Source organism: Acinetobacter sp. ANC 5600, assembly GCF_002018395.1.
Lineage (GTDB): Bacteria > Pseudomonadota > Gammaproteobacteria > Pseudomonadales > Moraxellaceae > Acinetobacter > Acinetobacter amyesii.
Map to the genome: position 1 here is coordinate 354624 of NZ_MVKW01000004.1, position 25476 is coordinate 380099.

The following is a 25476-nucleotide window of genomic DNA, read 5'->3' on the forward strand; positions in this document are numbered from 1 at the left end:
TTAAGTACAAGGATAGCAATGCAGACGCTCGATTTTGCCATCGTGGATTCACATATACATCAATGGGATCCATACAATACCCCACATGCCGCTTCACTTGCCGTGAAATTATTGGGTAAACATCCCTACTTGCTCGACAAAATGATGCGCTTGATTAAGCCGCAAGAATTAATTGACACGGTTGGCTTAACCAAACATGTGACGACACCGTATTTGCCTAAAAATTATAAGCAAGATGCAGGACATTATTTGGTTGATCAAATCGTACATGTAGAAGCGAGCTGGCATGACCATAAAGGTAAAGGGGTAGTTGGTGAAACCAAGTTCATAGAATCCTTAGACTTTAACGCTCAAAAAATTAAACTTGGCGCCATAGTCGGCACTGCAGACCCATGTGACAGTAGTTTTAAGAAAATTCTTAAAATGCATAAACAAGCCTCCCCACATTTTCGTGGCATACGAAAAATGGCAGCTGTACATGAAGACCCAAAAGTTCATGCATGGACCAATGAGCCCCATCTCTATACCAATAAAAAATTTATGAAAGGTTTTGAAGCTCTTGCTCAAATGAATTTAAGTTTTGATGCATGGGTTTATTCAGACCAAATTCGTGATTTAACCGCTTTAGCACGTGCTTTCCCTGAAACATCTATCGTGCTGGATCATTTTGGGACACCTGTCGGTGCCTTTGGACCTGTCGGCTCACATACAGGCTTAACCCAAACTTCACGTGACAATATCTTGTTTCGTTGGAAAGATGATTTAGCTGAACTGGCAAGTTGCCCAAATGTTTATACCAAAATGTCTGGATTATTCATGCCTGTACTGGGTCATCAGTTTCATAAAGAACAACGCCTTGCATCCAAACAAGAGATTTTCGATTGCGCCTTTCCGCTTATTTCTCATGCTCTACAATGCTTTGGGAAATACCGTGTGATGTTTGGCTCTAACTTCCCGATGGATAGTGTGAGTGCCTCCTTGGTGAATATTATTGACGCATTTTCAGATGCGGTCGTGAGTTATGATCATGATGCACTGACTTTAGTCTTCCAACAAAATGCCCGTCAGTTCTACCGCCTATAAGTTCGTTAAGATAATCTTACAATCAAGTCATACAATGCAGCTCAAAAAAATCCTCCAGATGGAGGATTTTTTTTATTAATTTTATTTTTGAGTAGATTTTACAGCTTGACCATATTGGTCAGCCATCACCTCAACCAAACGCTCAGGTTGAATATATTTTTTGATGACAGCATTAACATCCGCTTTGGTCAAACTAGCAATACGTTGATCACGCTGTTCACGATAGTTTAAATCACGACCTTTTTCTAACTGTGGAATCAACATACTATGAATGCGACGGTCATCTTCAAGTGCAGTTAAACGCTTTTTCAAAATACTGGCTTTGGCTGCTTCTACTTCCTGTTCCGTCACGCCATTTTTCAATAAGTTTTGCAACACTTTATGAACAGATTGAGAAACTTGTGCTGATTTACCCGCAGTGTAGTTTGCATCAATACTCAGTACACCTGAATTCACCCATTCATCAAAATTAATGTCTGCACTAAAACCATAAACCAGTGCATTCTTTTCACGTAACTCTTGAGCTAGACGTGAAGACAACTGTGAATCACCGAGTATGTGGCGTAATACTTGTAACGCAGGAGAATCGGTATGCTCTACACCTACAGGTAGAGTCATAATGGCTTGGTAACTACCAAACTCACGCTGTTCAGACAATGCATGCACTTTCTGTGCAGGATATGCCGTAAACGTAGACTCTAAGCGTTGATAAGGTTCGCTGGTTTTCCAATCTGCAAATTCTTTTTTCAGAATTTTTTCTATTTGCTTGGTATCAAAATCACCTGTTACCGCAATTTGTGCATGCTGTGTTTTAAAGAATTTTTGATGTAACTGCTGCACTTGATCACGTGTAGCTGACTCAATTTGTTTTTTCGCAAGTTCAGGTTCGAAGTGATAACGAATATCCCCCGGCTGATAGATCTCGACAATACGCGACAAAGTCATTGCTGCAACGGTATCTGGCTCTGTATAAGGTCGATCCAAGCTCGACAAACTTTGCGCTTTGATTAAATCAAATTGTGATTGTTCAAATGCTGGCGCTTTAATAACATCAATGACATATTGCAAAAATTCAGCAAATTTTTCTTTACGAGCAACCACTTGAATCATGAGGCCATTATCATTTGCACTGACCGTTGCGCCGCCACCGACATCAATAATTTTATCGGCAATTTGCTGCAAGCTTTGATCTTTAGATGCACGGAACATAAGGTAAGCTGTTAAATCTAGCAACTCCCCTTTATTCATTAAGCTTTGTGCTGTACCAAAATCCAATGCAATTGTTGCATAGGTCTTGTCATCACGAGTTTTGGTTGGGAACAATGCATACTGAATGCCGTTTTTAAATTTAGCCCGCTGAATCTGCTTTTCTTTCTGATTTAAATATTGCTTAGACTCTGCAACATATTGCTTCACTTCAGCACGATAAACACTCGCATCTTTCAACGGCTCTTCTGCAGGCGCTTGCTGATCTAAAGTTTCAGCAGGTTTCGACGCAGCCTGTTGCTGTGCTTTCTTCTGGTCTTCAGGTGTTGGTAGAATATTTCCTGTGACACGGTATTCAGGCTTTAGAAAATCCTTATACACTTGATTCACGTCGCTTACACTCAGCTTTTGTACTTTATCTAAGTCTCTGAAATATTGAGACCAGTCCCCGTTATAAGCCACAGTATAAGAACTAAGACGCTCGCCAAGTGCTGTTGCGCTATTTTTGACATTGTCAGCCATATTTCGAGTCAAGCTTTTAACACGGTTTAGCTCAACATCATTAAAGGCTTTATTCTGCTCTACACCTTGTGCCAGACTGGTTGCCACTTTGTTTGCATCATGACTTGGGCCATATATCGCCCCCATAAACACCAAATTAAAATCTTTATCTAACCATGTGGTCGATTGAACTGCGGTTGCTGTCCCTGTTTCCACCATGCTTTGATACAAATGCCCACTTGGCTGTAAGGTATACAAAGTTGGAGATACCGCCAAAGCAGTTTTAATCGGTTCGACTGCACCATTTAAATAAATATTAAATTTGCCAAAGTCACTACCCTTATGAACAGTAAATTCGCGTTGCTTTAATTTCGTTCCATCTAATTTAGGGACTTTGGCCTGTTCAGGAATTTGACGTGCGGCAATTGGGCTAAATTGTTGATCAATTTGTTTTAATACAGCCGCTTTATCAAACTTACCAGAAATCACCATCACTGCATTATTTGGCGCATACCAACGGCGATAGAACTTGTTTAATTCGTTCATATTGATCGATTGAAGTTCTTTCAAATCACCAATCGGTAAGCGGCCTAAAGATTGATTGCCATAGGCTTCTTTTAAAACTTGGTCGATTAACACTGAAAATGGCTGATCTAAACGAATTTCACGTTCACGCTTAACGATATCAATTTCTGTCGGTACAAATTTTTCCTGAAGTACCAATTTATCCATCCGTTCTGCTTCCAAATGCAAAACTTGATCGATTGAACTTTGTTCAGGACGAATCACATTGGTGTATTTCGTTGAATAATAATCCGTACTGGCATTGGTCATCAGCGTGAATTGGTCTAAGCGACGCTGAAATTCATCACCTTTGACATTTTCAGTGCCTTTAAAAGCCAAATGTTCAAGCAAATGCGCTAAACCACCTTTGCCCTCAGGGTCATTTAATGAACCCGTGAAATACACCGTATTCATAAACACTTTGCTTTCTTTATCGTTTTGCGCCAAAACCACACGAAAACCGTTGTCTAATTTATATTCTTCAATGGCTTGTTCAGTTTTAACCAATACAGGTTGAGCAAAGAGGCTTGTACTTAAACCTGCAAAAAAAAGTGAAAGCGTTAAATGTTTAATACGCATGTAATTCAAGTGTCCTTTATATTTAGCATCGATCAGCGCAGTGCTGTCGATCAGATTGGTTTTGATTTTATGCTGAGCTTTTCTGGATTAATAGTTACTTTTTATTAAATACATGCTGCAGAATGAGACAGCATGTATTTGATTTATGTTCAGATATAAATGTCAGACTGCATATACAAACACGCATAGCCTGAGATTTCTATACGGTCATTTTCAAGCATTTGACAGTGTAACTCACCACCACGACTCGATGCTTGATACGCCAAGATTTGACGTTTTTCTAGACGTTCTGCCCAAATAGGCACGATTCCAGTATGAATAGAACCTGTAACAGGATCTTCATTGATGCCATTGCCCGGTGCAAAATAGCGTGAAATGCAGTCATATTGCTGGGCTGCCGCAGTGATTGCAACATCAGTGATCGTACCCGGCGCTGTGATGGCGGTGCGGATTTTGCCAAGACGTTTTAAAATTTCAAAATTCGGTTGTTCGTCCAAAACTTGTTGAGCCGTTTCGTATTCCACGATATACGCCTGCGTATTCAGATAAACCTGCTTAAAAGGTTGACTCAACCCTAGACGTAGCTCTTCAGGATATTCACTCACGACCTGTGCCCGACGCACAGGGAAATTCATCAGAATTTTTCCATCTTCAGCTTTATTTACGCTAAAAATACCGAGATTTTTGACATGAAATTGGATATTTTTTTCAGCCGTATAAAACTCAAAAAGCACATAACTACTGGCCAATGTCGCATGTCCACAAAAGTCCACTTCAGTGGTCGGTGTAAACCAACGAATTTCATAATTACTGCTGTCAATTTTTTTCACAAATGCAGTTTCAGACAGATTATTTTCCAAAGCAATCTGTTGCATCAAGTGTTCATCTAACCATTCATCCAACACCAAAACCGCCGCTGGGTTGCCTTTAAATAACACTTGGGTAAATGCGTCTACTTGATACATTTTCATTGATTGAACTCCTGATTTAGTGATTTATATTAAAGGCTTTTGAAAATATTTCATGCGTTATATGCTATGTAGCAACACTTTTTAATAAAACATCTAAGTTTTAGATGAACTTAAATATAGGCACAATTTTGAAAACGCATATTCACCCTGTTCCTTTAGAAAAATCATACCGACTTTTAAATCATGGGCCGACTGTGCTCGTCTCTGCTAAAGACCAAACCCATACTGGTGTCATGACTGCAGCATGGGCATGCGCCTTAGAGTTCAATCCTGCAAAAGTGACAGTAGTACTGGATAAATCAACTAAAACCCGTGAGATTATTGAGAATTCAGGCTATTTCGCCTTACAAGTTCCGACACTAAAACAACTCAAACTGGTCTATGCACTTGGCATGATGAGCCAACGTGATGCGCCAGAAAAATTACGCCAATGTGGCGTGGAATTATTTCAATTTAATCACTCAGATATTCCTGTGGTTGAAGGTTGTGCTGCTTGGCTACTGTGCAAACTTATTCCTGAACCTCACAATCAACAAGCGCACGATCTGTTTATTGGCGAAGTCATTGCTGCCTATGCTGATGACCGCGTCTTCCGTAACGGACATTGGTATTATCATGAAGTAGAAGATGAATGGAAAAGCCTACACCATGTTGCTGGCGGGCACTTTTATACCATTGGTAATCCTGTATCTGTAAACGAGGCATCAGACTAAAATAGCGCTGTGAGATATGTCGTTTATCTAGGGCTAAAAATGGATAATCATCCGTTTTGAGCTTTTTCATGCTAACTTTAACTTAATTTTAAATATTGAATGAATGGATATGGCGTTTAAAATACATACATTGGATGTCAAAAATTCACTGCAAAATTATATTTGGCTGCTTGAACACACCGAAAGCCATGATGTCATTGCGGTAGATCCTACTGAAGCTGCCTTAGTCGAGCGCTATTGTCAGGAACATCAACTCAATCTCACACAAATTTGGTTAACGCATTGGCATAAAGATCACGTCGGTGGCGTACCGGAACTTATTCAGGATAAAAACATTGCCGTTTATGGTCCCCGTGCAGAATTAAGCCGTATTCCATGGGTGAATTATCCTCTCGATCATAATGACCGTTTTGAATTTCATGGTCTTGAAGTCGAAATAACAGCAACGCCCGGCCACACCCTCGGTCATATCGTATATTTTATCGATGACATTCATACACTGTTCTGTGGCGATGTATTATTTGCTATGGGCTGTGGACGTGTATTTGAAGGTACTTTTCAACAAATGTACGATTCCTTGAACCGTATAGCCGCATTCCCTGCTGAAACTCAAGTGTATTGTACTCATGAATACACCCTATCAAATGCTCAGTTTGCGCGGCATGTTGAACCTGACAACCTTGCCATACAACAGCGTTTTGATGAGGTTGAATCAATGCGCATGCTCGGACAATGTACTTTACCAAGCAGTATTGAATTAGAATTAGAAACCAATCCATTTTTACGCGCAGAAAGTGTTGAAACGTTTCAGCGCTTAAGAGAACTCAAAGACAATTTTTAATTGGATTGCGAGTTATAAGCATTTTAGATTTCATCACAAATAAACTTTTTTATTTGTGATGAATATTTCGGGCCAATTCATCATTTTATATTTATAAAATTTGATTGGTGGCAGCAAACTCATCCAATTCAGCTTGAGTCACAACTCGTACGGCTTGCATTTCATCGATACGTACCATCAATAAACCACCTAATGCCGGCTGATAACGTCGTGCACTACCAAATGGTGTATATGCCACTTTGGATTGCTCCGAAAAGACCAACCAATCTTCATGTCCAAGCATCACCGCAACAGGCGTCTGTCCCGCTTGTTGCATCTGTTCAATTTTTGCTTTGACATCGTGCTCAATGTTCTGCATGCGTTCAATCTACTTATACCAATAGAACATAGTATAAAAACTTTTCGATAAATCTTGATGAGAAATAGCATTGCAAGCTCACCTATCCAGCGAATTAGGCTTTGAACAAGCTGTTATTTGCAATCCACAACTGCATGCCCAAACAGCTGTGCATTCTAAGCCAAGCAATCGTTTATTTTGCGCACAGCTTCTCTATGCACATAGGATATATTTTAATCCAACTGCCAAAAACCTAATTTTTAAAATACGTTATATTTACTTACATTAAGTTTAGCTTTTTATAAAACAGCAAGTTAAATGAGTTTATACAGTTTACAAGCCGATAATCTGTTTATTTATCCATCAAAATTTCATATTTTAAATAAAAGTTTTCCATTTCCCCTTTAAAAAATATTTTGACACCCCTATTTAATATTTTAATGATTGATAAGGAGTTCGCTCGTGAAAAAAGTGGTTAAAGCAAAAAATTTAGTTGCCTTCCGTCTTTGGTTAGAAAAGTTAGGATATTCTGTTCGTACACTGGCAGATAATCGTGGATTTACATTCAGTTTTAAAAAAGAATATGGTCTAGTGACTGTAGATTTGTCTGGTAATGCTTTGGCCATGCAGCTCGGTGAAGAGTTTGAAGATCATTTAAAGGCATAATCTTCTCTATAATTTATTCGAACGATTAGAAATAAATGATTTAATTCGATTGATTCGAATCCGCATTTCAAAATTTGCCCGTATATTCGGGCTTTTTTTCACCTTTGTTTTACTGACTCATTTTAACGAGATAAATTTCAGACAATAAAAAAGCAAGATTAGACATCTTGCAGTATCTCTTCGTTCATCATTCTTTCATTAGATTTTTTTATTAGAATTAGTCTTCAAAAAAGACCATGTTTAAGACACTGATTTTTTCGAATTTCAAAACAAAAAATCAAGGTATAAAACCTTGCTTAATCTAATGGTGGGGACGGAGAGACTCGAACTCTCACACCTCGCGGCGCTGGAACCTAAATCCAGTGCGTCTACCAATTTCGCCACGTCCCCAACTCGGGTGCTGACAATGTCAGACTTTAATTTGTTTTAAAAACCTGTTTATTTGGCAACTTAATAAATTAAGTGGTGGGGACGGAGAGACTCGAACTCTCACACCTCGCGGCGCTGGAACCTAAATCCAGTGCGTCTACCAATTTCGCCACGTCCCCAACAGGGTTGCTGACAATGTCAGACTTTTTAAAACTTGGCAGAGGATCAAGGATTCGAACCTTGACGAACGGTTTTGGAGACCGTCATGCTACCATTACACCAATCCTCTGTGACCTTCATTACCAAACTCATGTTTAGTAATTCAGTGGTGGGGACGGAGAGACTCGAACTCTCACACCTCGCGGCGCTGGAACCTAAATCCAGTGCGTCTACCAATTTCGCCACGTCCCCGATGGCTGTGTATATTATAGAGATCACCCTTACATGACAAGCCTTTTTTATAAAAAAGCATCTTGTTTGTTTAAATAAAAAACAATAGTGCTTTTTTTGTATTTTTCTTAAGCAAATTCAGCAACTAAGTCGCTTTTTAAGCGATAAAAATCCACCAATCTGTCATTTTTTTGCTTCATCAACATGTGTTGCAATAGCTGACTAAACCCTTGATATTGCATTGGCAGATCAAGCTTTAAGCGTTGGCAATGTAAATAGGCCCAATCTTGATAGTTTTTTGCATCTAAACGCTGTGATGTCAGCCATTCCAAGAAAATAATCCCCAAAGCGTAGATATCACTGTGCAAAGATTTTGCTTGTCCATGGAAAAGTTCTGGAGCCATATAACGTGGTGTCGCAGTTAAGGCATTTTGCTGATCAAAATCTAATGGTAGCGCTTGCTCAAAGTCGATGAGTTTGCACTGCCCTTGCCAATTCACAAAATGCTCTTGTTTTAAATCTGCATGTATCCAACCGTGCAAGCTTAATCGTTGAACCACATCGAGAGCTTGCCATAGCACCTGCTTCACCTGTTCGATGCTCAAACTCGATGCAGGCTGTAAGAACCAAGGCTCAGCATTGGGCAGTATTAATAGGCGATCAATAGGCTCTTGCTGAATACTGAGATGCGTCTCTTTTATCACTTGAAAAGGTAGCGTGATACTGTTTTGTGTAGACGCTTGATTGAATAGCTGGTACAGCTCAATTTCTCGACCAAAACTAGCTACATGTTCAGGGCTGCTGTCACTGACTTGCGCCTTGAGCCAATGACGTTGTTGGTTGAATTGAAATTGATATAGACGACGGCCAAAAACCAAACTTTTGGTTTTGGTTTTTGGCTCGCAAATGGTTTGCGCTAAATCTGTGGATTTAAACCGCAATAAATTCTGCATGTCGTTGACTGGGTTCATTTTGATAATTTAATAATTCCAAACAATGCTGAATGGTCTTACCAATGCGGGCTTGCGTTTCGATTAATGAAATCTTCGGCCAAGTGGCTCTTTCACCTTCACGCTGCAATACTTTAAACAGATAAGGTCGAGGATTTTGCAACATATAACTATAGTGTCTTAAGCCATATTTCCCCACAATATTGACATCACCATAGTAACGCTGATCCACCACCCCATAACCATGATCAAGCAACCGTCTTACCGGTGGAATACTTCCTGCACGCTCACGGGCAAAATCCATCACCCCTTTACTAATCACCTTACCTTGACGACGAACGATCCGCTCAGGCCAACTCAACATGCTTTTACGAAAGCGTGAAGCATCATCCTGCATAAACGGCACAATATGCGGATTGACCTGACTGGCGATACTATAATTAATATTATATAGACGTGCCATTTTCTCCTGTGGGAAATCACTGCGCACACTACCATCCACCCAACGTGTAGCCGACATATATGGCGTAAATTGCCCGTCATAACGCTTACTGGTCAGTCGTACCGGTGGAAATAGAATGGGCACTGCACATGATGCCAACACTGCACTCCAAACCAACAAATCTGGTGATGTATAGGCATTCATAATTCGTGCATCTTGTGATGCATCATAAGGCGCAACTGCCACATTGATATGCAGACCTGATTGCTTATATGCTTCGGCAAAAGTTAAGTCACCTAAGTTTTCAACCAAAAACTTTTTCAGATATTTTACATCTGCCAAACCGCCATTACCCTGCACTAACTCAGTCAATTTACGAAAGTGAAATGCCTCACTAAAGAAATTTTGTCCGTTTAATAAATTGGTAAATTCTGACGGTTTAGATACACCCAACATCCCGGTCATAATTGCGCCAGCACTGGAACCAGACAGAACTTTTGGCATCAAATCTTGTTCCATCAGTGCTTTACACACACCGGTATGAAACAAACCTAAAGTTGAACCGCCTGAAAACATCAAAACAGGTTGACCATAGGCTTTTTGGCTTTGTTCAAAGAATTCAATTTTTTGTGCAGCATTGAGACAAACGCATTCGTGGGATGCGATAAATGCCAAACTTTGACTCACCTCATCAACATAGTCTTCAATAATTTTTTTGGTACCGACGTAGGCTTCTGTAAACAGCAAGGGATGGGCAATATTGCCCACATCATAAGTTAAACCTTCACTTAAAATGTACATCAAATCTCGAGTACGTTTCTGAGCTCGATATCGTCTCAGTAACCCTAAACGATGAGTAATAATTTCTGCATCAAAATACGGTGAACTATTATCGAGTTTCCATTCTTGCGCACCCGATTCTTCATCTATTTTAAGTGCGATATCTTTCCATTCTTCATAACATTCAGCACGGTCGAGCTGACGCTTTAATTTTTTTATCCGATATGCCTGATGTGGATTAATACTTTTTGAAAACCCTGTAAACAACATGACTATCCCTCAGCACACTTTAAACTGTTCCCTCAGCTAGATTTATAACAACTTTTTGGTTGTTCGAATAGCGCTGATCTCCCAGAACAATCATTAAACTTTGACATATTTCAGCGATTATAACTGCATTATTGATGTACACTGCTGTCATATACCAACCAACAACAAGACACGACAAGCTGACTTATCATGGCTACAATTGATTTACCTGACAACATCCTTCAATCGCTATCTACTGTACTCTTACAACTACAGCACAGTTTGCCTGAGCTTAAACAAGCACCCGATTTTTCGAGTATCGCTTTTAAATGGCAAGATAAACAGCTTAAAGCCATTCAACAGCCCAAAGTCATGTATTTAGAAGATTTAAAAGGAATTGAGCGTCAAAAAGAAAAAGTGATTCAAAACACTTTACAGTTTTTAAAAGGCTTACCTGCCAATGATGTTTTACTTACTGGCTCTCGTGGTACAGGTAAATCATCCATCGTCCGTGCTCTGCTCACCCATTATGCAGACCAAGGTTTACGTTTAATTGAAATTGAGCGTGATGATTTATCTGATTTGCCAGAAATTCAAAAGTTAATTGAAAATCGCCCTGAAAAATTTATCGTGTATTGTGATGATTTGGCGTTTAATGCTGAAGATGAAAACTATCGCAGCTTAAAAAGTGTTTTGGATGGTTCATTACAATCAGGTTCAAGTAATTTTATTATTTATGCTACCAGTAACCGTCGTCATTTATTGCCAGAATTCATGCATGAAAACACACCTGTAACCAAGGTAGATGTGCCTCAATATACTGAGCTCCATCCACAAGAAGCGATTGAAGAAAAAATATCTCTTTCTGACCGCTTTGGGATGTGGCTGTCTTTTTACCCAATGGATCAAAATTTATATTTAGAAATTGTTGAACATTATTTGGCTAAAGCTGCAATGCCTTGGACAGATGAAGCGCGTGCTGAGGCACTACGTTGGTGTCAAGGTCGTGGGCAACGTTCAGGGCGTGCTGCTTATCAATTTTCAAAGCATTGGATTGGGTCAGAACAACTTAAACAAGCCTAGAGCCAAAAAACTAAATAAAAAAAGAACCGCAATAGCGGTTCTTTATAATTGAATATGACAAATGATTCTTTAATTCTGACAAATAGGTGGAAGGACAGAACGAATACCTAAACCATTGGCAATTTTCTGCACTGTGTTTACCACATTAACATCATTAGCTTGATATGAAACCAATTGAATACCCATCGGCAGTCCACTTTCACTTTGAGTCATTGGAAAAGCATAACTTGGTGCATCTAAATAGTTAAAAGGACGCGTGTATTCACCCACATGACTAAACTCGGTATCCGTTGAGCTTGACACAGCTGCAAGGAATGGGCTCACTGGAAACAGCAAACATTGACCATTTAAAGAAGCTTTAAATGTCTGCTGAAACTCAGTTCGCTCTGCAATCAATGACTCGTATTTTTCCTGTGAAATACTCTTACCGCGTAGCACACGCTGACGAACTAATTCCCACATCTGTGTTTCAGCATTTTCAGCTGTATCGCCATGATATAAATAACTTTCATAAGCAATAATGTCAGACGTCCGGTCCGATAAATCATGAAAATCGAAATGTGCAGGTGGTTGCCAGTTTTTAATTTCGATTCCCAATGATTCAATGCGTTTTAGCCCTTCGCGCCAAAGGGTTAATACCTCAGGCTCAAGCGGATATGGAAATGCAGATTCATCTAAAGCATAAATTACATTTTGACTTGATGCCGCTCCAACATCTACATCCATCAATACATTGACTAAAGCGCTAATATCATCTGCAAATCGTGCAAAAGGCCCTAGAGTATCTAAAGTTTTGGATAAAGGTACTGCACCCGTGTCGGCAATTTTATGGGCTGAAGGTTTAAAACCAAATATACCATTTAATGCTGCTGGTGTACGAATCGAACCACCTGTATCACCGCCAAAGGCCATAGGACTAAGACCACTAGCCACCGCAACCGCTGAACCTGAAGAAGATCCACCCGGTGCAAATTGCTGCTCTGCCCACGGGTTTTTAGGTGTGCCTTGCATTGGATTTTGACCAGACAAACCAAAAGCCAACTCGGTCATTTTAGTTTTACCTAAAATCACAAAACCTAAATCTTGCAATTGATCAACCAGTTTACAGTTCGCTTGCGCTTTTTGATCTAAATAAACCGTACCTGCATAGGTGATATGACCCGCTACATCCAGATTATCCTTTAGTAAAATTGGCACACCATGAAATGGACTCAATCGAGTGCCTTGCTGAAGCAACTCATCTAAATGTTGTGCCTGTTGCAAAGCCTCGATTTCGAATAATTCCGAAATACAATCTAGATGTTTAAATGTTTGGTTTCGATCAATATAAAATTGAACTGTCTCTACTGAAGTTATCTTTTTGCAGGCAATCTGGCGACCAAGCTCAAGTGCAGATAAATTCACAATATTCATTTTATATCTTCCAAACCTTTTCCTGCCGTTTCAGGCATTTTCATAAATGTGATTAATGTTAATAATGCGCCAACCAATACCATAAAGTAGAAATAATCTTGTTTACCAATACTTTGTAGCCAAGTTAGCACATACGGTGTTGTGCCGCCGAGTAAAGCCACCATCAAGTTGTAGGGTGCGCCAATGCCAACTGCACGAACTTCTGTCGGAAACTGTTCAGACATGACAGCTGGGCCAATGGCGGTATATAAAGCATATAAAACCAAGCCGAAAAGCTCGACCAATAAAATAGATGCAAACGTGCCATCCATCCATTTAATGATTGGATAAAAGAACACTAAATATCCCACGGCAAATACGATCAACTGTGGTTTACGACCAATTTTGTCTGATAGCCAGCCAAACACAGGCTGACACAACATAAAGATAATTAAGCCAACAGTATTTGCAGCAAAGGCTGTTTGTGGCTCTGCGCCTAAAACTTTAATGGCATAGGTCGGGACATAGACCACAAAAATATAGAATGCAAATGTTGTTAAGATAGAAATACCCACAATACGAAGCGTTTCTTTCGGATGACGTTTAATCAGTACAACCAAAGGATTTTTTACTGATTCTTTTTTATGGGTCATTTCGCTATCAGGTACTGATTTACGAATCCACATACCCACCAAGCCGCCAATCGCACCCAAAATAAACGGAATACGCCATCCGTATTCGCTCATTTGCGTTTCAGTTAAAGTACTTGTTAAAGCCCAAGCAAGACCTGAGGCCATCAAAATACCAATCGCTGAACTGAAAAACATAAAGCTTGAATAGAATCCGCGTTTATTTTTTGGTGCCATCTCTGAAAGATAAGTTGCCGCTGAAGCGAACTCACCACCCAAAGATAAACCCTGAAGTAATCGCGCTAATACCAAAATAATCGGCGCAAAAATACCAATTGATTCATAGGTTGGTGAAAGACCTATCATCAAAGAACCACCTGCCATCATTATGATGGTTGCGGCCAAAGCTGCTTTTCGACCATAGCGGTCAGAAAAGATCCCCAATACGATTCCACCTAATGGACGCATGAAAAAACCTACAGCAAAAATTGCGAAGGTCGCAAGCAAGGATGCGGTTGAATCATCTGATGGGAAAAATTGTTTCGCGAAAAATACTGCAAAAGTTGCATAAATCGTCCAATCGAACCATTCGATAGCATTTCCTACAGTTCCTGCAAGAATAACTTTCTTTTGTGATACATTTCCTTGTGTGGAAATTGAGTTTTGCATTTTTGACTCATCCATAAGCGTCTCATTTAATATTTAGACATAAATAAAGGTTATATTTTATTTTCTAGACTTAAATTTAGATTATAATTAGTTTTTGGACAAGTCAATTATCATGAGTGAATCTTTTAGTTTCGACGAAATCGATACTGCATGCATCAAAGCTCTTATCTCCAATCCGAGAGGATCATGGCGAGAACTGAGCCAGATTAGTGATGTCCCTGAAAAAAAGCTGTCTCGACGTCTAGGTAGATTGCTAGATGACCAAGTTATACGAACTGCAATTGAATTAAATCCTGTGGTTGCCAATAAGGGTTACACCGTTCATGTCTGGATCAGTGTGAAATTTGGGAAGGAAAAAGAAGTTGCGCAATTTTTTGCAAACCGTCCAGAAGTACGCATTGTTTTTCTAACCACAGGACTTGCCGATATTTTCCTTGAAATTGGATTAGAAAAGGCCGCCGATCTCTCTGTTTGGATGCATGATTTTGTTACGCATATTCCGGATATTAAAACCGTAGAAACCCAAGCCGTATTAAAACCATTTACTTGGGCCAGTAAACCCAAAGCTTTAGAAGGTACAAGCGATAAAAACGTAAATTTTAGAAGTTTGACTGAAATAGAGTTAAAACTGATTCGTGCTCTGTCTATTGATGGGCGTTCATCTATTAAAAGTTTGGCAGAGCAAATCGAACTCAGTGAACATAAAACTCAGAAATTATTGAATGATTTATTGGAAGAAGGCATTTTCAACATTCGTGTCGATGTAGAACCCAGTTTGATGGGCTATAAGTCCGAAGCGATTATCTTGATTAAAGCTCGTCCAGATGCAGCAAATCAAATTGCCAAAACCTTGTCTGAACTTAAAAACACACGCTGCCTATTTGGCATTAGTGGAGATTCACAATTTTTCTGGCATGTCCTATGTAATGATTCAAGTGATTTATGGAAACTCATTACAGAAGATCTTGGTAATTTTGAAGGCATTCAATCTTGCAATACCAACATGGTGACATTGGCATTAAAACGTGCAGGATTTATGCGAAAAATCAGCAGCGCGCAGTTATTTTCAAATTTAGATTAAAAAAAGAACCGCAAATGCGGTTCTTTTTTTAACGATTTTTACGCTTCGTTTGGATTACTTAATTCCGTCATCGGCCAACGCGGTGTAGTTGTAACAGACAAACCATCATGCTGACCCGCTTTAAGACGCTGATAACCTGCAAACGCAATCATTGCACCATTATCTGTACACAGCGCAGGTTCTGCATAAAACACATTTGCACGGATTTTTGCCAAGTCAGCTTCTAAGCGCTCACGTAAACGCTTGTTTGCACTTACACCACCGGCAATAACTAAACGTTTTAAACCAGTTTGTTTTAAGGCCTTCACTGATTTTTTCACCAATGTATCAACCAACGCTTCTTGGAATGATGCAGCGATATCCGCCTCACGACCTTCGCCTTCAACTTTTTTCAATTGAACTGAAACGGCAGTTTTTAAACCACTAAATGAAAAATCTAAACCTTGGTGTAGCATTGGACGTGGAAATTCAAAGGCATTGATGTCACCATTGATCGCCAATTTCGAAATATTTGGACCACCTGGGTATGGTAGACCCATCATTTTAGCGACTTTATCGAATGCCTCACCTGCTGCATCATCAATCGACTCACCCAATAATTCATATTGACCAATTCCATAAGCAGCCATCAATTGAGTATGTCCGCCAGAGACTAAAAGTGCCACAAATGGAAATTCTGGTGGAGTTTTAGACAACAAAGGCGCCAACATATGACCTTCCATATGATGTACACCAATTGCAGGTTTATTCAGTGCAAATGCCAACGTACGACCAAACAATGCGCCTGTCATTAATGCACCCATCAAGCCCGGCCCGCGAGTATATGCGATGGCATCAATTTCAGATTTATCAACTTTACTTTCTTCAAGCAATTGTTTTAATAACGGAATTAACTTACGCACATGGTCACGTGAAGCTAATTCAGGTACCACACCACCATATTCTGCATGCAGTTTGATTTGGCTATACAATACTTGTCCGCGTAATCCTTGCTCACTATCGTAGAGTGCGAGTCCTGTTTCATCACACGAAGTTTCCAAGCCTAAAACGATCATTAAACTGCCTTTTGCCCATTTCAAAATATTGCGAAACCTATTATAGACTTGTGATATGAGATGTAAATGAGTAAAATACTGACCTTCACTTGTGATCAAGGGTAATTCGACCCGAGATCTTATCCATAACTTAATGAGGATTCTTCATGCCACAAGTTAAATTGAAAGAAGGCGAACCAGTAGACGTAGCTATCCGTCGTTTCAAACGTTCATGCGAAAAAGCGGGTGTTCTTGCTGACGTTCGTAAACGTGAATTCTACGAAAAACCAACTCAAGAACGTAAACGTAAAAAAGCTGCTGCTGTTAAACGCTACCAAAAGAAATTGGCTCGCGAATCAGTACGTACTACTCGCCTTTACTAAGATTAATTTGTGATTGATTGACTAACCTGGACAAGATAAATGACTACTTTAAAAAACCAAATAACTGAAGTTTTAAAAGCCGCTATGCGTGCTAAAGAAATGGACAAGTTAACGGTAATACGTAGTCTACAGGCAGCAATCAAGCAAATCGAAGTCGATGAGCGCATAGAGCTTGACGATAAGCAAGTTCTTGCGGTCATTGAAAAGCAAATCAAACAACGCAAAGAATCGGTTAAAGCCTTTTTAGGTGCAAATCGAGATGATTTAGCTAGTAAGGAACAAGCCGAGATTGAGGTGTTATCTCAATTTCTACCAGAAGCTATGACTGAGGAAGAACTTGATTCCATCATTGCGCAAACAATTACTGCGCAAGAAGCTACTAGCATGAAAGATATGGGTAAGGTGATGAACTCTCTACGTCCGCTCATAGCCGGACGTGCCGATCCTGCACAAGTTTCAGCTAAAATTAAAGCGAAACTCTCTTAATCTTTCATCTATATTGTTTGATTTGGTCTATTTAAGTTCGCTGATGACTTAAATAGCCAAATTATCCAAATTCAAAAATAATTCAAATTCATTCATCATTTATAATTATCTTTCTTATTTAACGATTTCATACTTACAAATATCTCGCCAACTTCCATCTACTGGATTTTGAATTGCAGCTTGTTCGATTTCAATCAATTTAAAATTTACTCGTTCACATAAACGTCGTGCTTGCTTGTTCTCTACATCTACAAAAGCGTTTAATTGCTTAAATCCTAGATCATTCAATAATTGATCCACAAATAACTGCAAGGCTTCTGTCATCAAACCCTGCCCTTTAAATTCAACATTTCCCCAAAATCCAACGGCAGCTTGGTTTTCCATCCAATTGATTTGATGTATATCCATGACACCTAAAAAGTTATGCGACTGTTGCTCACGAATCACATAAACAAAATTTTCCTGATTGAATGCAGCCAACACTCTCGAATCACAAAATGCCAATGAAGCATCTAAATTAGGTTCTTGTAAGGACCAAGCCAAACTTGCAGGAAACATTCGTAAGGTTTCTATACTTTGACAAATAGCCTCATAAAGTGCTTTTGCATCGTGGCGCTGAATCAACTGAAGCGTGATTCTGCCATGACTCATACCAAAATCATCGAGTTTCATTTTTATTCAGTTTCTCGTGATGATTTAAAATGCTTATAAATTTATTATTAATTTAGGGCACATTGCACATTATATTTTTTTAATAATTGCATCTCTTTTGATGCGATCACCTGCTGAATCACATCCTGCTTATTCATATTACGGTACTCACGATCTAAAAATGCACGATTTTCGTCTGCAGCACGATATAGATCATTTACATAAGCCTGAACAATACCGCAGTATTTCACTTGCTGGTCTGCTTTAAATCCCTGTTGCTGTGGGTCTAACTGACTAAAAAATTGGCGTACATCGGTTTTATATTTTTCGTTAATATCATTCACAGCGATCACATATTGTTCTGCGCTAGCTGCTGCAATATTCGTTGCTAAGCCCAACAGACAGGCCGCCAAAATCATATTTTTCATTTGTAAGTTCTTAATCATAAACATTTTACATCCAGCTAGTTTACACTGATTAATCCAAGCCACTAAAACTACAATTTGCATTTTATAATCGACATAGATAAGTGCATCACATTTGAAATCTTTATATTTTTAATTTCCGTTCATTTTGCATTTCGTCTACACGTTGCTTGATTTTCGCAGAAAGACTTTTCGAGTCTTTGGCGATGCGCTGCGCCTGTAGCAAAGATTTAATCGCGCGTTCTTCATCCCCGCCCCAATACTCTACTTCAGCTCGATATCGCAGCACATTGACCGAACGGAAGCTTGCATCTTTGTCTGCATCAGCCATTTGTAACATCAGTCGCCAACCACTCAAGTCACGCGGATTTGCTTGTAAAAATCGCTGTAAAATCAGTTGTGCTTGCGCATATTCATTGTTTCGAATCAAAGCCTCTGCATATTTATAATTTAATGCACGATTTTCAGGCATGATGATTGCCGAACTTTTCACAGCGTTTACGGCATCGGCTGCTTTGTTTTGTTCCAACAGCACATCGGTCTGCAAAATAGTAAAAAGTGCATGCGATGCATTTTGTTTTGCCGCTTCATTCAATAACTTTTGAGCAGCACTAAAGTCGCCTTGTTTAATATGCAAGCTCACCAAAGCCAACTCAGCTGCATAATTCTTTTGCGCCACCATCGCATTTAATTGCAACTCTGTCGCCTGACCTGACAATACTCGACTATACCAACGCAGAATTTCAAAATCTTGATCAACCAAACTAGTTTTAACTTTAGGCAACTGATTGGCACGTAAGCGAGCTTCGCTCATACGCTCCGTGGTTAATGGATGCGTCAACCAAAAATCAGGCAGAAAGCTCACTCGACTCGTAGAGCGATGCATCACTTCAAAGAAGTCAGCCATGCTCTGAGGATTGTATCCTGCACGGTACATATACTGCATCCCGATGCGGTCTGCTTCACGTTCTTGATTGCGGCTATAGGTTAGCTGTTTATCCATTAAAGCGGCTTGTGAACCCATCATTACAGCCGCACCTACATCACCATCTGCCTGTGAGGCCACCAAGGCTCCGACCAAGATACCGGCTAGGGACAATAAACCTTGCCCTTTAAAAGCTTCTTGTGAACGACTGTAATGACGTTGTGAGACATGTGCAATTTCATGTGCCATCACCCCTGCCACTTCATCCATGTTGCGAGCTGAATTAATTAATCCAGCATTTAATGCAAATAAACCACCCGGTACAGCAAAAGCATTAATTTGTGGATCATTAATTAATAACAATCCGACCGGTTGGTTGAGTTGGGTTTGGCTCAAAATATGCGTAAAGACAGATAAAAGACGATCTTCCATCCACGGATTTTCAGTCACAGGAAGTTGACGATGCACCTCACGATACACCTTCTCGCCAATGGCACGTTCTTTTTGTTGATCCAACAAGCCGACGCCACTACCAATTTCAGGCACAGAAAATTGTGGGGATGAACTAAAATCTACGGACTGCGTCTGCGCCAATGTCGAACAAAGCCCGAGACCACATGCCAGTAAAATCTTTTTCAAAGTCTATTCTCTAAATTTCATATTCGTACTTCATCGAATATAGCATTGAATTTTGGTGAATTATGGAGAAAACTGTTGTGATTGTTTATTCAAATTTTGGATTAACCACATAGCGTGGCGCGCGTTCATGCACCAAAACATCCACTAAATTTTGATAAGCCAACTTTGCCATACGTTTACGGGTTGCCGCTGTTGCTGAACCCACATGGGGTAATGTCACGACATTGGCTAATGTAAATAAAGGTGATTCTTGAAGTGGCTCTTGCTCATACACATCTAAGCCTGCTGCAAAAATTTGACCACGACTTAATGCATCGATTAAAGCGGCTTCATCAATCACTGAACCGCGTGAAATATTGACCAATACCGCATGCGATTGCATCAAGGCCAACTCACGTTCACCAATTAATGCTTTGGATTCTGCATTTAAATCCACTGCAACGACCACAAAGTCAGCACGTTGCAACAAATCATCCAAATCGCAATATTGTGCTGATAACGATTCAGCCAATTCAATTTTTTCTCGGCGATTATGATAGAGCACATTCATATTAAAGCCGTAGCGAGCACGACGCCCAATGGCTGCGCCAATATGTCCTAAGCCAATAATTCCGATGGTTTTAGCAAAGACATCCATACCAAATTGCTCAGGACCCACTGTACGCTTCCACTGCCCTTGTTTGGTCCATTGATCCAATACAGGCACTTTACGTGCTGCACTCATCAACAAGGTAAATGCTAAATCTGCTGTAGTTTCCGTCAATACATGCGGAGTATGGCTCAACCAAATATTTTTTTGATTTAAAAATGCTAGATCATAGTTGTCATAACCGACACTTACACTTGAGATGACTTTTAATTGTGATGCATGGGCTAAATTTGAGGCATTCAACAAACGTCCCGCACCAATCATGGCATCAGCATCTTTTGAATGCTCAAGAATTTGCTGATTCACATCGCCCAATTTAGGACTAATTTGGAAAACTTTAAATTGTTGTTCTAAACGTTGAATTATTTCTTGATCTATTTGACTAAAAACCACTACTTTTTTTTGCATAAATTTTCCATTTACGTAATTTAAGTATTTTGTCCTGCCTTATTTTGCATAAATTGCCATAGGCGTTTTTTCAATAAAGGCTGTTCAATCATTTGCTGTAAAGATGCCAATGGATACACCTTCGCATGCTCTAAATGTGGAATATCGCCTAGGCAAATGACATTTTTATCCAAGCTCATCGCATCGATAAAACCCTGTACATAAGATGCTGCACCACGACCATCTTGCAAATTCACCCAACCAAAAGGCCACTGTAAGGCAAAAAAATCGGCACTGACTGCGCGCTGAATATTGCTCCACAAAACTTGCTGCTCTGCAGTTAATTCGGTGGCATCAATGACAATGACACAGTGCATTAAACAGATGGCTTCTAAGTTAAACGAAGGGATTTGAACAATTGGACGAACTTCAACAGGCTCAACAACCTTTGGTTCATCTTTAGGTGCTTCTACAGATTGATTTACAACAATATCAACGTTCTTTTTAAGCTCAGTCTGTGATGAAACAGGCGTTGGCTGAGACTCATTTTTGAGTAGAATTTCAGAGACTATTTCAGGAGCCGCCTGATCTCGCCAAATATTTGAGCTAAATTGCTGACACGGAGCCGCCTGAGGAATCCATATATCAATTCCCATTGCCGCCATTATGCTTCGCTGATGCCCAATCATGCTTTCATTTTCACCTATTCAAGGCTTGATATTCTAACGGGATTCATTGGTTTTTGCTGAACTTTTATAAATCAATTAGATCATACTATTTCTTTAAAGATTCTGTAGACTTGCTCAGATTACTTTTCATTGACACTTTTAATCTATTCATAAATCAAGCCGCTATAAATAATTATACGATCATTAAACTATTTTTCTTTTGCATTAGTTCAACTATCTCAGCTGATTCAAATCCAATACGCCAATATAGTAGCTGCAAAACATCCAACTCATCTTGCGTGATAATTCGATCATTCCATAAACATATTTCAGCAACCCCAAGAATGCTTAACCGCTCACGCAGCAGCAGCCCAGAAATATCATTTAGGATTTCAGCCAAATCAATTGGCTCATCAGATATATCGCGATAGAACTCTAGTTCTTCTTTCGTTAAGATTCGATTGAGGATTTTTTCACGCACTTCGAGTTGGTTATCACTGTTAATTTGTTGCACATGCAACAAGGCATCAATCAAACGCACAATACTCGGTTTTACATCTTCTAAAGATGTAGGTGTATGTGCAGGCAACAGATTTAACTCATATTTGACTGTTTCAAGTAGTAATGCATCGAGTAATCCAATTTCACCATCTTCTTGAATAATCTTGGCCAGCTTGGTTAAGAACTGCCGAGAAATTGTCGCAGGCATGGTGCCAATATTTTTACATGCCTCATGAAAAATGGAGATATGCACACGACCATCAAGATTCAATAAGGCATCCACAATCGCACGACTCACTTCAGCTTCAGTCGGAATAAACTCTCGATACTGACGAATCATTAAAATAGCAACCATCACCTCACGCGAACCCGTTGCTGTTTGCAAGGCACGTTGGATCAATTCAGGCCGCTGCCAATTTTCACGAATCTCGGGGTTCAACGGTTTAATTGCATCTCGTATCGCAAAACTAATCGGTGACAAGCGCAGTAAAGGTAATGGTTGCGGCGAGTTCCATGGTGTTGCAACATCTGGACTAGCTTCTTCTAGTGAACGGAATAAATAAAATAGCGGCTGGTTTCGCAGTTTTTTTAAATTTTCTAGTTGCAGGTCATGAATGAGCGCCGGATTTAATTCAAAAATACGCTGTTCAATACTTGGGTGAATATTCATCCAGTTTTGCGGACTGAGTGAGTTTGCAAAACACATATGAGAAATCGATTCCGCATATTCACTATGAATTTGCGAACCTGAATGATGCACATAAATCCTTAATAAGGTTTGAATATTGGCATCATTTTGAATCAGACGTTTAGTTTTCTGGTCATTACGATAGGTTCGAGAACCCAAAGAGATATATTTAATAAAGCGGGAAATCAAAACACCTAAACTACCGATCAACCAAATAACTGCGCCAATCGCTACAAAGAGCGTTTCAAACTTATTGTCCCTTGCTTGTCCATTTTTATAGAAACCACGTTTTGCAATTTTACTGCCCCACTGACTAAAGGTCGTCAAACCGCTATATAAGATTTTCAAACGGGTATTTTCAGCAGCTTCCCCCGACAAGATCTTATTAAATTCATGGCTCAGCAAACCATACATTTCCATCTCATCTAGGGTTTGTAAGGCACCCCAGGTTAAAATGATCGATGTATCTCGAGGGCTAAAACCAGCGGTGAGCGCATTCACCCCCACTTCATCAGGTAGGACATAAAGTGCAGGAGTATCGATTAGAAAGGTATCTGCCAGCTGCTCAGTCATACGCAGTGCAACACTTTCTTCAGGAATACTTTCTATCAGACTGAGACGACGCGCACCTAATTGTTTGGCAAGTGAATAACCACCTAAACGAAAGGTGTAAAAATCATAGAGAACTGAAACCAACATAATCAGCAGTACAGCAGCCACTAAAAATGGGCTAAGGACATGCCAATAGATAGACTGAGTGGAATCACAATAATCCACAATTAAACCGACAATTACATTAATAATTGCGACGGTCAAAAACACTGCCGCCATACACATGGTGACAGGCCAAAACATATTTTTGTTTTTTATAAAATCATAACCCACACGTCTCAATGTAATACCCTTAAGCTACATTGTCTTTTGTTTGCTCATCATAAATGAAAAAAGCGGGAAATTCCCGCTTTTTCAGTGTGTTTTCAGCAGATTATTCTTCGCGAACACCTGTTAAATCCACAGAAGCTGCATCAATGTTAACATCGATATAAGCTGGCTTTTCATTTTTTGCAGAGTCATTACGCTTACGCTCTAAAGCTGCCAAATATTCAGCATCAATACCGCCTGCCACATATTTACCATCAAATACCGAGCAATCAAAGTCTTGTAACTCAGGGACTTTCTTGGTGCGTACTGCAGATTTCAGATCTTCCAAGTCTTGGAAAATCAAGCGATCAGCACCAATAATTTCACGGATTTCTTCAACGCTACGTTCTGACGCAATCAGTTCAGATTTGGCTGGCATATCAATCCCGTACACGTTTGGATATTTCACCATCGGTGCAGCAGACGCAAAGAAGACTTTTTTCGCACCCGCATCACGCGCCATTTGAATGATTTCGTTACAAGTCGTACCACGAACAATCGAGTCATCGACCAAGAGTACGTTTTTGCCTTGGAACTCTAACTCTACAGGGTTGAGCTTTTGACGCACAGATTTCTTACGAAGTTGCTGACCCGGCATAATGAAGGTACGACCGATATAACGGTTCTTCATGAAGCCTTCACGGAATTTCACACCTAAGGTATTTGCAAGTTCTAGCGCCGAAGTACGTGAAGTATCAGGAATTGGGATCACGACATCGATATCGTGCTCATCACCCCATTCACGTAGAATTTTCTGAGCAAGTTTTTCGCCCATTTTCAAACGTGCTTTGTAAACTGAAATACCGTCAATGGTTGCATCTGGACGCGCAAAATATACGTATTCAAAGATACAAGGACGATATTCAGGGGCTACTGCACACTGCTTGGTCGACATCACGCCATCAGCAGTAATATAAATTGCTTCACCCGGTGCAATATCACGTTCAACCTTAAAGCCGAGCGCGGTAATTGCGACAGATTCAGACGCAATGATATATTCCATACCATTTTCAGTTTCACGCGAACCGTAGATCAATGGACGAATACCATTTGGATCACGGAAACCTACAAGGCCCTGACCGGTGATCATAGCAACAACCGCATAACCACCTTTGCAACGTTCATGCACACGTGATACCACGTGGAATACATCTTCAGCACTTGGTGTAAGTTTTGCGCGTTTTTGCAATTCATGTGCAAATACGTTTAATAATACTTCTGAGTCTGAATCGGTGTTCATATGACGTAAGTCAGTCTTGAACAAGTCATCATGAATTTCAGCAGCATTAGTTAAGTTACCATTATGTGCAAGCGTGATGCCATAAGGTGAGTTCACATAGAATGGCTGAGCTTCAGCACTGCTTGAAGAACCAGCAGTTGGGTAACGAACATGGCCAATACCATAATTACCCTGTAATGCACGCATATGACGTGTGTGGAACACATCACGCACCATACCCGTATCTTTACGCAGGAATAAACGACCATCCTGACAAGTTACGATCCCGGCTGCATCCTGTCCACGATGTTGTAACATCGTTAACGCATCAAACAACATTTGGTTAACAGGTGATTTACCAGCTATACCAACTACTCCACACATAGCAACCTCGCAGACAAGCTA

General features: G+C 39.9%; 23 protein-coding genes and 4 tRNA genes. 8 read left to right on the top strand and 19 right to left on the bottom strand.

What is annotated here, in order from left to right; translation table 11 throughout:
- Positions 1–18: 18 nt before the first annotated feature.
- Positions 19–1083 (top strand): amidohydrolase family protein, encoded by a 1065-nt coding sequence (locus B1201_RS11310; RefSeq protein ID WP_078193604.1) that lies wholly within the window; start codon positions 19–21, stop codon positions 1081–1083.
- Positions 1084–1164: 81 nt separating this feature from the next.
- Here the strand turns inward: B1201_RS11310 and B1201_RS11315 are convergent, their stop codons facing one another.
- Together B1201_RS11315 and B1201_RS11320 are read right to left on the bottom strand one after the other, a co-directional pair.
- Positions 1165–3933: a M16 family metallopeptidase gene (locus tag B1201_RS11315; protein WP_078193605.1), complete on the bottom strand. Its 2769-nt coding sequence runs from the start codon at positions 3931–3933 to the stop codon at positions 1165–1167.
- 149 nt (positions 3934–4082) lie between these two features.
- Positions 4083–4904, bottom strand: a complete 822-nt coding sequence (locus B1201_RS11320) for a PhzF family phenazine biosynthesis protein (RefSeq protein WP_078193606.1) — start codon at positions 4902–4904, stop codon at positions 4083–4085.
- 104 nt (positions 4905–5008) lie between these two features.
- On the opposite strand from B1201_RS11320, the gene B1201_RS11325 reads away from it, so the two are divergent.
- Positions 5009–5617: a flavin reductase family protein gene (locus tag B1201_RS11325; RefSeq protein WP_078193607.1), complete on the top strand. Its 609-nt coding sequence runs from the start codon at positions 5009–5011 to the stop codon at positions 5615–5617.
- Positions 5618–5726: 109 nt separating this feature from the next.
- A complete protein-coding gene (gloB, locus tag B1201_RS11330) occupies positions 5727–6458 on the top strand; it encodes a hydroxyacylglutathione hydrolase (protein WP_078193608.1) in 732 nt (243 codons plus the stop codon).
- A gap of 91 nt (positions 6459–6549) precedes the next feature.
- On the opposite strand, the gene B1201_RS11335 is transcribed toward gloB, so the two are convergent.
- A complete protein-coding gene (locus tag B1201_RS11335; RefSeq protein WP_078193609.1) occupies positions 6550–6816 on the bottom strand; it encodes a hypothetical protein in 267 nt (88 codons plus the stop codon).
- A gap of 441 nt (positions 6817–7257) precedes the next feature.
- Between B1201_RS11335 and B1201_RS11340 the strand changes: the two genes are divergently transcribed.
- Positions 7258–7461, top strand: a complete 204-nt coding sequence (locus B1201_RS11340; RefSeq protein ID WP_078188846.1) for a hypothetical protein — start codon at positions 7258–7260, stop codon at positions 7459–7461.
- A 305-nt stretch (positions 7462–7766) separates the two neighbouring features.
- Here the strand turns inward: B1201_RS11340 and B1201_RS11345 are convergent.
- The 6 genes from B1201_RS11345 to B1201_RS11370 form a co-directional block, all read right to left on the bottom strand.
- Positions 7767–7851 (bottom strand) — tRNA-Leu (locus B1201_RS11345).
- A 73-nt stretch (positions 7852–7924) separates the two neighbouring features.
- Positions 7925–8009 (bottom strand) — tRNA-Leu (locus B1201_RS11350).
- A 36-nt stretch (positions 8010–8045) separates the two neighbouring features.
- A tRNA-Trp gene (locus tag B1201_RS11355) sits at positions 8046–8119 on the bottom strand.
- Positions 8120–8156: 37 nt separating this feature from the next.
- Positions 8157–8241 (bottom strand) — tRNA-Leu (locus tag B1201_RS11360).
- Between the two features lie 107 nt (positions 8242–8348).
- Complete coding sequence (locus B1201_RS11365; protein WP_143221694.1) at positions 8349–9173, bottom strand: protein kinase domain-containing protein; 825 nt, start codon at positions 9171–9173, stop codon at positions 8349–8351.
- Entirely contained in the window at positions 9151–10662 is a 1512-nt protein-coding gene (locus B1201_RS11370) for a DUF3336 domain-containing protein (protein WP_078193611.1), read from the bottom strand. Before B1201_RS11370 ends, B1201_RS11365 begins: the two co-directional genes overlap by 23 nt.
- 189 nt (positions 10663–10851) lie before the next feature.
- On the opposite strand from B1201_RS11370, the gene B1201_RS11375 reads away from it, so the two are divergent.
- Positions 10852–11724, top strand: coding sequence for an ATP-binding protein (locus B1201_RS11375; protein WP_078193612.1), 873 nt, complete (start codon positions 10852–10854; stop codon positions 11722–11724).
- A 69-nt stretch (positions 11725–11793) separates the two neighbouring features.
- On the opposite strand, the gene B1201_RS11380 is transcribed toward B1201_RS11375, so the two are convergent.
- A complete protein-coding gene (locus B1201_RS11380; RefSeq protein WP_078193613.1) occupies positions 11794–13137 on the bottom strand; it encodes an amidase in 1344 nt (447 codons plus the stop codon).
- The gene (locus B1201_RS11385) at positions 13134–14429 is read right to left on the bottom strand and encodes an MFS transporter (protein ID WP_078193614.1); all 1296 of its coding nucleotides are present in this window, start codon (positions 14427–14429) and stop codon (positions 13134–13136) included. The genes B1201_RS11380 and B1201_RS11385 overlap by 4 nt, the downstream gene beginning before the upstream one ends.
- A 97-nt stretch (positions 14430–14526) precedes the next feature.
- On the opposite strand from B1201_RS11385, the gene B1201_RS11390 reads away from it, so the two are divergent.
- Complete coding sequence (locus B1201_RS11390; RefSeq protein ID WP_078193615.1) at positions 14527–15495, top strand: Lrp/AsnC family transcriptional regulator; 969 nt, start codon at positions 14527–14529, stop codon at positions 15493–15495.
- Positions 15496–15533: 38 nt separating this feature from the next.
- On the opposite strand, the gene tsaD is transcribed toward B1201_RS11390, so the two are convergent.
- The gene (gene tsaD, locus B1201_RS11395) at positions 15534–16550 is read right to left on the bottom strand and encodes a tRNA (adenosine(37)-N6)-threonylcarbamoyltransferase complex transferase subunit TsaD (protein ID WP_078193616.1); all 1017 of its coding nucleotides are present in this window, start codon (positions 16548–16550) and stop codon (positions 15534–15536) included.
- A gap of 146 nt (positions 16551–16696) precedes the next feature.
- On the opposite strand from tsaD, the gene rpsU reads away from it, so the two are divergent.
- Positions 16697–16912 carry a 30S ribosomal protein S21 gene (gene rpsU / locus B1201_RS11400; protein ID WP_001136722.1) on the top strand — a complete coding sequence of 72 codons (216 nt, stop codon included), beginning with the start codon at positions 16697–16699 and terminating at the stop codon, positions 16910–16912.
- 39 nt (positions 16913–16951) lie between these two features.
- Positions 16952–17398, top strand: a complete 447-nt coding sequence (locus B1201_RS11405; protein WP_078193617.1) for a GatB/YqeY domain-containing protein — start codon at positions 16952–16954, stop codon at positions 17396–17398.
- Between the two features lie 114 nt (positions 17399–17512).
- Here B1201_RS11405 and B1201_RS11410 read toward each other — a convergent pair whose 3' ends face one another.
- The 7 genes from B1201_RS11410 to purF form a co-directional block, all read right to left on the bottom strand.
- Positions 17513–18070: a GNAT family N-acetyltransferase gene (locus B1201_RS11410; RefSeq protein WP_078193618.1), complete on the bottom strand. Its 558-nt coding sequence runs from the start codon at positions 18068–18070 to the stop codon at positions 17513–17515.
- A 47-nt stretch (positions 18071–18117) separates the two neighbouring features.
- A complete protein-coding gene (locus B1201_RS11415; RefSeq protein WP_078193719.1) occupies positions 18118–18477 on the bottom strand; it encodes a hypothetical protein in 360 nt (119 codons plus the stop codon).
- A gap of 121 nt (positions 18478–18598) precedes the next feature.
- A complete protein-coding gene (locus tag B1201_RS11420) occupies positions 18599–20038 on the bottom strand; it encodes a M48 family metalloprotease (RefSeq protein ID WP_078193619.1) in 1440 nt (479 codons plus the stop codon).
- 85 nt (positions 20039–20123) lie between these two features.
- On the bottom strand, positions 20124–21095 hold the full coding sequence (locus tag B1201_RS11425) for a 2-hydroxyacid dehydrogenase (protein ID WP_078193620.1): 972 nt from the start codon (positions 21093–21095) through the stop codon (positions 20124–20126).
- Positions 21096–21115: 20 nt separating this feature from the next.
- Complete coding sequence (locus B1201_RS11430; RefSeq protein WP_078193621.1) at positions 21116–21763, bottom strand: hypothetical protein; 648 nt, start codon at positions 21761–21763, stop codon at positions 21116–21118.
- A 172-nt stretch (positions 21764–21935) separates the two neighbouring features.
- Entirely contained in the window at positions 21936–23825 is a 1890-nt protein-coding gene (locus tag B1201_RS11435; RefSeq protein WP_171263783.1) for a M48 family metalloprotease, read from the bottom strand.
- A gap of 91 nt (positions 23826–23916) precedes the next feature.
- Positions 23917–25455, bottom strand: a complete 1539-nt coding sequence (gene purF / locus B1201_RS11440; protein ID WP_078193623.1) for an amidophosphoribosyltransferase — start codon at positions 25453–25455, stop codon at positions 23917–23919.
- Between the last annotated feature and the right edge of the window lie 21 nt (positions 25456–25476).